Raw genomic sequence first — 9,614 nt, 5'->3', positions numbered from 1 at the left:
GTCTGCCCGGTGCCGCGCGCAGGCGAGCCCGTCGCACTCCCCGCACACCACCAGCTGGGCACGGCGGGCGGGATCGGAGCAGTTGCGCATCCGGCTCGTCGGGGCGGCGCACCCGGCGCAGCGCCCGATCACCTCGGCGTCGGGCGAGAAGGTCAGCGACCCGCGGCCGTCGAAGACGTACAGCGCTCCGCGCCAGAGCCCGGAGTCGCGTCGCGCCTCGCCGTACCGGGCGATCCCGCCGTCGAGCTGGTACACCTCGCCGAAGCCGCGCGCCGTCATCAGGCTCGAGAGCACCTCGCAGCGGATGCCCCCGGTGCAGTACGTGACGACGGGGCGGCCCTTCAGATGGTCGTAGACACCGGAGTCGAGCTGCTCGACGAAGTCGCGCGTGCTCGCGACGCTGGGCACCACGGCGCCGTCGAAGCGGCCGATCGCGGCCTCGAAGGCGTTGCGGCCGTCGAAGAAGACCACGTCGTCGCGCTCCGCGACGAAGCGCGTCGAGCTCGTCGGGCTGCAGCTTGACGCCGGTGCCCACGACGCCGTGCTCGTCCACGCGGAGCTCGTCCGGAGCGCCGAACGAGACGATCTCGTCGCGCACCTTGACCGAGAGCCCGGGGAAGTCGACGCTCGCGCCGTCCTCGTCCAGGCCGGACCCCTCACTCCACTTCGCGTCCAGGCCCCGGAACGCCGGATGCTCCTTCGTGCGGCGGAGGTAGCGCTTGAGCGCCCCCATCTCGCCGCCGAGCGTGCCGTTCAGCCCGTCCTTCGAGACGAGCAGCCGACCGCGCAGGCCCAGCGACTCGCACAGCTCGCGCTGCCAGAGCCGGATCGCCTCGGGGTCGGCGAGCGGCACGAAGCGGTAGAACAGCAGGATCTTCGGCAGCACCGGCACATCCTACGAGGGTGCGGCCGCTCGGGAAACGGTGCCGCAACACGGCTGTGGCAGCATCGGCGGGTGACCGACGCCTCCGCCACCCTGCCGCATTCCCGGATCGAGGACGTCTTCGGGCTGGTGACCGGAGCGTTCGTCGTCTCGCTGGGCCTGTTCCTCCTGCGGGCGAGCGAGGCCGTCACCGGCGGCACCGCGGGGCTGGGCGCTGCTCCTGGGCTATCCGCTGCCGATCCCGTTCGGCGTGATCCTCGTGGTCGTCAACATCCCGTTCCTCGCGCTGTCGCTGTGGAAGAAGGGCTGGCGCTTCACCCTGCGCACGATGTTCTCGATCGTGCTCGTCTCGGTGCTGGCGGGACTGCATCCGCTCGCGTTCGGCATGCTGAGCATCGAGCCGGTCTACGGAGTGCTCACGGGCGACGTTCTCGCGGGCATCGGCCTGCTGATCCTGTTCCGGCACGGCTCGAGCCTGGGCGGCTTCAGCATCGTCGCCCTGATCGCGCAGGAGCGGCTCGGCTGGCGGGCCGGCTACGTGATGATGGCGCTCGACGCCTGCGTCGTCGTGGCCGCGCTGCTCGTGGTACCGCCGGTGAACGTGCTGATCTCGGCGGCCGGGGTCGTGGTGCTCAACCTCGTGCTCGCGTTCAACCACCGGCCCGGACGCTACCTCGGCTCCTGAGCAGGTGCTCCGCAAGCCCTGGCCCTCGTCGCGTGCGTTCGTACCCTGGAGAGGGCCCGCGATCGCGGGTCGCCCCGTCCGAACGGAGACCCGATGTCCGACTGGAACTACGACCCCTACGCCCGCCTCGAGGAGGTGCCGTCCTTCACCCTCACCAGCGACGACGTCGCCGACGGCGCCCCGATGGCCGCCCGCCACTACGGCGAGGGCTTGGGCGGCGAGGACGTCTCCCCGCATCTCGCCTGGTCGGGAGCGCCCGAGGAGCACGAAGAGCTTCGCGGTGACCGTCTTCGACCCGGACGCGCCGACGGGCTCGGGCTTCTGGCACTGGGCGCTCTACAACCTGCCCGCCGCCACGACCGAGCTGCCGACGGGCGCGGGGGCGGCCGGCTTCGAGCTGCTGCCGCACGGCGCGCAGACGCTGCCGAACGAGATGCGGCTGCGCCAGTTCATCGGAGCGGCGCCGCCGGACCGCGAGCACCGCTACTTCTTCGTCGTGCACGCCCTCGACGTCGAGCGCCTCGACCTCGACCCGGAGTCGACGCCGGCGATCCTGGGCTTCAACGTCCACTTCCACACGCTGGGCCGCGCGCAGATCGTCGCGACGGCGACACCGGACGGCGCGAAGGGCTGACCCTCCCGTCGCCTCGACCCCGTCGGGGAGGCGGCGCCGCTCAGCCGAAGAGCGTGCGCGCCTCCTCGTACCGGGAGTCCGGCACGGTCTTGAGGGTGCCGAGGGCCTCGGCGAAGTCGACGTGGTAGATGTCGGTGCCGCGCAGCGCCACCATGCGGCCCCAGTGCTCGGCGACGACGGAGTCGATCGCGGCCATGCCCAGGCGGGTCGCGAGGACGCGGTCAAACGCGGTGGGCGTTCCTCCGCGCTGGATGTGGCCGAGCGTGGTGGCGCGGGTCTCGATGCCCGTGCGCTCCTCGATCATGGGGGCGAGCATCTCGCCGATGCCGCCCAGGCGCGGGCGGCCGAAGGCGTCGAGGCCGCGCTCGGAGTGGGCGTCGTCCATCGTGTCGAGCGAGAAGCCCTCGGCGACGACGACGAGCGGCGCACGACCGCGGTCCTGTGCGCTCTGCACCCACTCGACGATCTGATCGATCGACGTGCGCTTCTCGGGGATGAGGATGACGTGCGCGCCGGCGGCCATGCCGGAGTGCAGCGCGATCCAGCCGACGTGGCGGCCCATGACCTCGGCGACCATGCAGCGGCCGTGCGAGTCGCCCGTGGTGCGGAGGCGGTCCATCGCGTCGGTCGCGATGCCGACGGCGGTGTCGAAGCCGAAGGTGTAGTCGGTGGCGCCGAGGTCGTTGTCGATGGTCTTGGGGACGCCGACGATCTTGAGACCCGCGTCGGTCAGGCGCTTCGCCGCGGCGAGCGTGCCCTCTCCGCCGATCGCGATGATCGAGTCGATGCCGTTGCGCTCCATCATCGCGGCGATCTTCTCGGGGCCGCCGTTCTCGCCCTCGAAGGGGTTCGTGCGGCTCGTGCCGAGGATCGTGCCGCCCTGCTTCGCGATGCCCTGGATGTCGGAGCGCTCGAGCGGCATGATGTCGCCGTCCACCACTCCCCGCCAGCCACCGCGGAAGCCCACGAACTCCTGGTCGTACACCTTGATGCCCTTGTAGACGGCACCGCGGATGACGGCGTTGAGGCCGGGGCAGTCGCCCCCGGAGGTCAGGATCCCGATCTTCACCCGCTCAGAGTAGAGGACGCCGGAGTCCGCGGTGCACCTGCGGGGCCGAGGGAGGGCCGGCCGCCGGTCCGGACGCGACGACGGGCCCCTCCTCGCCGCCTCGAGGAAGGGCCCGTCGTCGTGCAGTGACGGTGGACTAGCCGGCCGAGCTCGCGTTGAGCTCGCCGTTGACTCCGTTCGGGAAGAACCCGCCCTTGGTGGTCGCCTTCGGGTTCAGGTAGACGATGTTCAGCACCTGGCCGGGGCTGCGGCTGAACGCGATGCCGTTGGCGTCGGTCGGCTGGATGTTCGCCGCGCCGTTCACCTTGATGCCCTGGTCGAGATCGGTCGCCGCCCCGTCGAGGAGTCGCGGGCGTCCGAGAGCTTGCCCGCGGCGACGTCGAGTCCGAGCGCGTAGAGCGACGAGCGGATGGTGCCCGCGTGGTAGGCCTCGACCGCGAGGATGCCGGCGGCCGCCTCCGAGGTACGTCGGCGAGTCGATCAGGGAGCGGCGCCCTTGTACGCCGTGACTCCGACGTCCTCGAACACGAACGCGCCGAGCAGGAAGTTCTGCTCGTTCAGGAACGGGTCGAAGGTGCCTCCGGGGCGATCAGTCCGGCCGCCGCGGCGGCGGCGTTGAAGCTCGCCTGGAGGTTGATCGCGGAGTCGCGCGACACGAGGTGCCGATCGCCTTGCGGAGGAACTTCACGTGAGCCCGCTCGTCCTGGGCGATCTCGGTCGCGACCGACTTGAGCCACGGGGTCTTGAACGGCACGGCGCGACCGCCGGTGACGGAGCCGGGGGTGCCGACACCGGTGGCATCGGCGGCGTCCAGGCCCCGGCCGGTGACGGCGCGGAGGTAGAACTCGGCCTCGAGGTACTCGAGGTTGAGGGCGAAGTTCAGGATCGAGCCGTCGCTCGGTCCGCCGGGCGCCTGGTCGGCAGCGGCGGCGGAGGGGGCGGCGCAGTGCGGCCGCGCCGATGCCGAGGCCGGCGACGCCGGTGGCCTCGAAGAAGCGGCGACGGTCCAGAGCGGTCTCGGAGCTCCTGACGATCGCCTTGCGGATGAAGGTCGTGTCGAACATGTGCGCATCTCCAGTGATAGGCGGATGCCGGACGACTGAACGCCGTCGCGACAGCGCGAAGCTACGCCCGTGAAGAGGCCTCTGACCAGCGGAATCGGCGAGAAAAATCTGCGCATGTGGTCATCGGTCCTGATCCAATCCGGGCATCGCGCCGGCTCCGAAGAGTCAGTGCGGAGGGGCTGTCGCCGCCCTCGCGGCCGAGCTCGTCCGGCGGTGTCGGAGGGCGCGATTAGCATCGCTGCGTGACATCCGCCCCTCCTGCTCCCGAGCCCGTCCGGGCGACGGTCTACGCGCCCGCCGTGCCGGTGAGCCTCGCGCTCACCGTCCGCACGCTGCTGCGCGGCACGGAGCGACCCACGTGCTGATCGACGCCTCCGGCTTCTGGAAGGCCTTCCGCACGCCCCACGGCGCAGGCACCCTGCAGCTCGTGCAGGCGGTCGACGGCTCGGTGCGCGCACGGGCGTGGGGCGAGGGTGCGGAGTGGCTGATCGCGCAGGTGCCCGAGCTCCTGGGGCACGGCGACGACTGGAGCGGCCTCGACCTCTCCTCGCACCGGCCCCTGGCCGACGTGCTGCGCCGGGTCGAGGGCCTGCGGCTCGCCCGTGCCGGGCTGGTCTTCGAGATGCTGGCGCCGTCGATCCTCGAGCAGAAGGTGACGAGCACCGAGGCGTGGCGGGCGTACCGGGCGCTGGTCCGCCGCTACGGCGATCCCGCCCCGGCCCGGTGCCCGTGCCCCTGCACGTGGCGCCGACGGCCGAGCAGTGGCGCCGCATCCCGTCGTGGGAGTGGCACCGCGCAGGAGTGGATCCGCGCCGCTCGCGCACCCTGCTCACCGCCGCGCTCGTGGCGCCGGGACTCGAGCGCACGCTGACCCTCGGGCGCGGCGGCGCGCAGGTCGAGTCGCGACTGCGCTCGGTGCCCGGGATCGGCGCGTGGACCGCCTCCGAGGTGATGATGCGCGCGCACGGTGATCCGGACGCGGTCAGCGTGGGCGACTACCACCTCGCTGCGGCGGTGGGCTTCGCCCTCACCGGCCGCCTCGGAGTCGACGACGACGGCATGCTCGAGCTGCTCGAGCCGTGGCGCGGGCACCGGCAGCGGATCATCCGGCTGATCGGCTGCAGCGGTGCGCGGAAGCCGCGCCACGGGCCGCGGATGACCATCCAGGACCACCGGTGGCACTGAGGGCGTGACGTCCCGGCGCCACGCGCCCGATGATCACGCCCATCCGGAGGATCAGGCACGTCGAGGATCAGGCCCGTCGAGGATCAGGCCCGTCGAGGATCAGGCCCGTCGAGGATCAGCCGCCTCGAGGATCAGGCGCCGAGCTCCTCCAGCACCGCCATCGCCGCGTTGTGCCCGCCGAGTCCCGAGACGCCGCCGCCCCGCCGTGCTCCCGCACCGCAGACCAGCACGCGCGGATGCGCGGTCGCGACGCCCCAGCGCGCCGGAGTGTCCAGCGGCTCGTCGTCCTCGGCGAACGGCCAGGAGAGGGGTCCGTGGAAGATGCTGCCGCCCGGCAGGCCCAGGCTCTCCTCGGATCGTGCGTGGTGCGCGTCTCGAGGCACGGGGCCTCGTCGGCGTCGAGCAGGATCAGGTCGCGGATCGGCTCGGCGAGCACCGAGTCGATCGAGTCGAGGATCTCCTCCTGCAGCCGCTGCCTGGTCGACGCGTTGTTCTCGGCGGTCAGCCAGCGGTCGGGGGTGTGCAGGGCGAAGACGGTGAGGGTGTGCGCTCCCGAGGCGGCCAGCTCGGGCGAGAGGATCGTCGGGTCGGTCAGCGAGTGGCAGTAGATCTCGCACAGGATCGGGGTGGGCGTGCGGCCTGCCCGCCGCGCGGAAGGCCGACTCCAGGGCGTCCCAGCCCTCGTTCACGTGGAAGGTGCCGCCGAAGGCCGCCTCCGGTGAGACGCTCTCGTCGCGCAGCCGCGGCAGGCGCCGCAGCACGAGGTTGATCTTGACCTGGGCGCCCTCCGGCGGCGGGCCGCCGACGCCCGACCCGCCGTCCATCAGCCGGTCGAGGACGAAGGGCGCCACGTTCGAGAGCACGAACCGCGCACGGACCCGGCGGCTGCGCGGGCCCCGGCGGTAGACGACGTCGCCGTCGGCTCCGATCGCGGTCACCTCCGCCCCGGTCAGGATCCGGGCGCCGGCGTCGCGGGCCGCGCGGTCCAGGGCGCCCGAGACCGAGCCCATGCCGCCGACCGGGACGTCCCAGTCGCCCGTCCCGCCGCCGATCACGTGGTAGAGCAGGCAGCGGTTCTGCGCGAGGTCGGCGTCGGCCGCGCCGGCGAAGGTGCCGATGAGGGCGTCCGTCAGCAGGACGCCGCGTGCGAGGTCGTTCTCGGCGCTCCGCTGGATCGCCTCCCCGATCGGGCGCTCGATGAGCGCACTCCAGACGGAGTCGTCGGCCACGAGCCGCCGCGCCTCCTCGCGTCGCAGCAGCGGCTGGGTGAGCGTCGGCCAGAGCGCCGTCGCGGCCGTCGAGGTGAGGCGCGAGAAGCCGGCGAAGCCCTCGGCGTCGGCCGGGGAGCCGAGCCGGGCGAAGGAGGCGGCGGTCGCCTGCGCGTCGTGCGTGTCGACGAGCAGGCCGCGGGTGGGGTCCGCGGGATCGGGGGTGTAGGAGGAGTAGCGGCGCCGCACGAGCGGCACGTCGATCCGGAGGTCGTCGAGGATCGCACGCGGCAGCAGGCTCACCAGGTAGGAGTAGCGGCTGAGCCGGGCCTCGACGCCGCGGAACGGGTACTCCGACACGGCGGCACCGCCCGTGCGCGCGCTCCGCTCGAGGACCAGCACGTCGAGTCCGGCCTGCGCGAGGTAGGCCGCGGCGGCCAGGCCGCCGTTGTGGCCGGCGCCGACGATCACCACGTCGACCGCCGGATCGGACGGCGGCGCGGCGGGACGCCGGGCCGGGCGCGGTGCCGCTGCGCTCGCGGTCCGAGACGTCCAGGGGGCCGGTGCCGATCGCGTCGGACTGTGCTTCGCGCCATGCAGGCCAGTGTGGTCGGCCCGGAGGCGGGACGCGAGTCCGGCGCCGCGGGGGCGACGGCCCCGCTCAGTCGGCGTCGCTGCGCAGCGCCTCGGTGACGAACTCGCGCAGCGAGAAGAGGATCTCCTCGCTCGAGCGCCCGCTGGACTCGGCCAGGCGCCCGGTCAGCCAGGTGAGGCAGATGACGGAGGCTCCCGCCACGTCGACGCGCGTCGGCGACGGCACTCCGTCGGCGTCGACCACGCCCTCCTCGATCGGGCACAGCGCGCGCTCGGGGACGGCCCGGGATTCATCGGGCCGGTCGCCTCGCCGTCGAAGGCGGCCGTGCTGTCGATCAGCGCCTGCTGCGCGGCGATCATCGCGGCGCACGGGACGGGCGGCGGATCCATCGGGTCTTCGATCGCGAGCGGGGTGTTCGGAGTGCGCCCATCGTCCCGCTCGCCCCCACCGGCGTCCACCACACCCCGACGGGAAGGGGGAGTCTTCCCAGAGGTCAGCTTCCCGGACGTCTCTTCCCCGAGGAGTCCGGTACGAGGGGGCGACACGCCCCGCCTGGCCGCCGCCTCGGGCGCTAGCCTCGTGGGATGGAGCAGTCGACGTCCTCAGCCGTGCCCGGGAACGACCCGGAGCACGAGGTGCCGATCGACGCGCCGGAGGCCGGCGAGGAGCAGGCCGAGCACTCCGCGCCCGAGGACCAGCAGCCGCAGCAGCGCGAGCAGCGCCGGCAGCCGCGCTCCGAGGGCGCGCCCGGTGCGCGTCCCGTCGATCGGGGCGCTCTGAGCGAGACCGGCCAGTACCACACCGGCGAGGCGCTGCGTCTGCCGCGCCGCAAGCCCGAGTTCGACGACGTGGAGCCGATGCTCGAGCGCGTCGAGAAGCTCGCGCGCCGCTGGCTCATCCGCAGCCGCGCGCGTTCGAGGCCGACCCCGCCGCCCGCCGCCTGGCCGGCGTGCTGCAGGACCTGAACGGACTCGACTCTGGCCGGCTTCGTCGACGGCGTGGCCCGACCGGAGGACCTCTCGGTCGCCGCCGAGGACCTCGCGGCGCTCACCCCGAGACCCCCGCCTTCCTCCCTCCGTACCTCCGCGCGGCGGTCGCCACGGGCGGTGCCGTGGGCCCCGTCCTGCCCTGGATCGTCGTCCCGGCGGCCCGGCGCGTGCTGCGCTGCCCAGCTGGTCGGCCACCTGGTGGTCGACGCCTCCGACGCCCGCCTCGGCTCGGCGATCGCGTCGCTGCGCGAGGGCGGCGGCCGGCTGAACCTCAGCCTCCTCGGCGAGGCCGTGCTCGGCGAGCGCGAGGAGCGCCTGCGGCGGCTGGAGGGGACGAGGTGCCTCCTCGAGCGCCCCGACGTCGACTACGTCAGCATCAAGGTCTCGAGCATCGCGAGCCAGCTCTCGATGTGGGCCTTCGACGAGGCGGTCGAGCGGATCGTCGAGCGGCTCGCTCCGCTCTACGAGACGGCGGCGGTGATGAGCCCGACCCCAAGTTCATCAACCTCGACATGGAGGAGTACCGCGACCTCGACCTCACGGTCGCCGTCTTCCGCCGCCTCCTCGACCACCCGAACCTGCTCGGGCTGGAGGCCGGCATCGTGCTGCAGGCCTACCTGCCCGACGCCCTGGGCGTGCTGCAGGACCTGACCGCCTGGGCGACCGGGCGCCGCGCGCGCGGCGGGGCGCGGATCAAGGTGCGCGTGGTGAAGGGCGCGAACCTCGCCATGGAGCGGGTGGACGCCGCGATCCACGACTGGCCGGTCGCGACCGTCCGGGAGCAAGGCCGAGGCCGACACCAACTACAAGCGCCTGCTCGACTGGGCGTTCGACCCGGCGCGCACCGACGCCGTGCGGATCGGGGTCGCCGGCCACAATCTGTTCGACGTCGCCCACGCCTGGATCCTCGCGAACGAGCGGGGCGTGGTCGAGGCGGTCGACATCGAGATGCTCCTCGGCATGGCGACCGGGCTCGCGCGGGCGATCCGGGAGGACGTCGGGCAGCTGCTCCTCTACACGCCCGTGGTGCACCCGCGCGAGTTCGACGTGGCGATCTCGTACCTGATGCGGCGCCTGGAGGAGAACGCGAGCCCCGAGAACTTCCTGTCGGCCGTCTTCGAGCTCGAGGACGAGAGCGTCTTCCAGCGCGAGCTGGAGCGGTTCCGGCTCTCGCTCGAGGCGCTCGGCGACCGCCTGCCGGCGCCGAACCGCACGCAGGACAGGCTGCGCGCGGTGGTCGTCGGGATCCGGGTCGGCGCCTCTACGTGCAGGGAGCACGCGCGCGCCGGCGAAGCACTCCGT

At 73.0% G+C, this 9,614-nt stretch carries 9 protein-coding genes and 6 pseudogenes; 8 read left to right on the top strand and 7 right to left on the bottom strand.

All coding sequences use genetic code 11. The features are described from left to right. Nucleotides 1-9: 9 nt before the first annotated feature. Nucleotides 10-892, bottom strand: a pseudogene (trhO, locus tag AC0CII_RS10560) (oxygen-dependent tRNA uridine(34) hydroxylase TrhO); the annotation flags it as partial. A 45-nt stretch (nucleotides 893-937) separates the two neighbouring features. On the opposite strand from trhO, the pseudogene AC0CII_RS10555 reads away from it, so the two are divergent. Both AC0CII_RS10555 and AC0CII_RS10550 read left to right on the top strand, forming a co-directional pair. Then, nucleotides 938-1,568: pseudogene (locus AC0CII_RS10555) on the top strand (YitT family protein). 93 nt (nucleotides 1,569-1,661) lie between these two features. Beyond that, nucleotides 1,662-2,202, top strand: a pseudogene (locus tag AC0CII_RS10550) (YbhB/YbcL family Raf kinase inhibitor-like protein). A gap of 40 nt (nucleotides 2,203-2,242) precedes the next feature. On the opposite strand, the gene AC0CII_RS10545 reads toward AC0CII_RS10550, so the two are convergent. From AC0CII_RS10545 to AC0CII_RS10530, 4 genes are all read right to left on the bottom strand, one after another. Continuing rightward, nucleotides 2,243-3,271, bottom strand: a complete 1,029-nt coding sequence (locus tag AC0CII_RS10545; RefSeq protein ID WP_465227772.1) for a 6-phosphofructokinase — start codon at nucleotides 3,269-3,271, stop codon at nucleotides 2,243-2,245. A 136-nt stretch (nucleotides 3,272-3,407) separates the two neighbouring features. After that, nucleotides 3,408-3,575: a hypothetical protein gene (locus AC0CII_RS10540; protein ID WP_465229395.1), complete on the bottom strand. Its 168-nt coding sequence runs from the start codon at nucleotides 3,573-3,575 to the stop codon at nucleotides 3,408-3,410. A gap of 176 nt (nucleotides 3,576-3,751) precedes the next feature. Continuing rightward, on the bottom strand, nucleotides 3,752-3,814 hold the full coding sequence (locus tag AC0CII_RS10535) for a hypothetical protein (RefSeq protein WP_465230870.1): 63 nt from the start codon (nucleotides 3,812-3,814) through the stop codon (nucleotides 3,752-3,754). A gap of 46 nt (nucleotides 3,815-3,860) precedes the next feature. Next, complete coding sequence (locus AC0CII_RS10530; protein WP_465229394.1) at nucleotides 3,861-4,343, bottom strand: ferritin-like domain-containing protein; 483 nt, start codon at nucleotides 4,341-4,343, stop codon at nucleotides 3,861-3,863. Between the two features lie 234 nt (nucleotides 4,344-4,577). Between AC0CII_RS10530 and AC0CII_RS10525 the strand changes: the two genes are divergently transcribed. From AC0CII_RS10525 to AC0CII_RS10515, 3 genes are read left to right on the top strand one after another with little or no spacing between them, the layout of a single operon-like run. Then, a complete protein-coding gene (locus tag AC0CII_RS10525; protein WP_465229393.1) occupies nucleotides 4,578-4,700 on the top strand; it encodes a hypothetical protein in 123 nt (40 codons plus the stop codon). Next, complete coding sequence (locus AC0CII_RS10520) at nucleotides 4,694-5,206, top strand: DNA glycosylase family protein (RefSeq protein WP_465229392.1); 513 nt, start codon at nucleotides 4,694-4,696, stop codon at nucleotides 5,204-5,206. Before AC0CII_RS10525 ends, AC0CII_RS10520 begins: the two co-directional genes overlap by 7 nt. Continuing rightward, nucleotides 5,179-5,520, top strand: a complete 342-nt coding sequence (locus tag AC0CII_RS10515; RefSeq protein ID WP_465229391.1) for a hypothetical protein — start codon at nucleotides 5,179-5,181, stop codon at nucleotides 5,518-5,520. The genes AC0CII_RS10520 and AC0CII_RS10515 overlap by 28 nt, the downstream gene beginning before the upstream one ends. 131 nt (nucleotides 5,521-5,651) lie before the next feature. On the opposite strand, the pseudogene AC0CII_RS10510 reads toward AC0CII_RS10515, so the two are convergent. After that, a pseudogene (locus tag AC0CII_RS10510) lies at nucleotides 5,652-7,202 on the bottom strand (phytoene desaturase family protein). Nucleotides 7,203-7,389: 187 nt separating this feature from the next. Continuing rightward, complete coding sequence (locus AC0CII_RS10505) at nucleotides 7,390-7,692, bottom strand: hypothetical protein (protein WP_465229390.1); 303 nt, start codon at nucleotides 7,690-7,692, stop codon at nucleotides 7,390-7,392. A 239-nt stretch (nucleotides 7,693-7,931) separates the two neighbouring features. Here AC0CII_RS10505 and AC0CII_RS10500 point away from each other — a divergent pair, with 239 nt between their 5' ends. The 3 genes and pseudogenes from AC0CII_RS10500 to AC0CII_RS10490 form a co-directional block, all read left to right on the top strand. After that, a complete protein-coding gene (locus AC0CII_RS10500; protein ID WP_465229389.1) occupies nucleotides 7,932-8,288 on the top strand; it encodes a hypothetical protein in 357 nt (118 codons plus the stop codon). Between the two features lie 536 nt (nucleotides 8,289-8,824). Beyond that, nucleotides 8,825-9,028, top strand: a pseudogene (locus AC0CII_RS10495) (proline dehydrogenase family protein); the annotation flags it as partial. A 97-nt stretch (nucleotides 9,029-9,125) separates the two neighbouring features. Continuing rightward, nucleotides 9,126-9,362, top strand: a pseudogene (locus AC0CII_RS10490) (proline dehydrogenase family protein); the annotation flags it as partial. Nucleotides 9,363-9,614: the final 252 nt, after the last annotated feature.

Source organism: Rathayibacter sp. AC182 (assembly GCF_979253875.1).
This window is presented reverse-complemented; position numbering and strand designations above follow the sequence as displayed.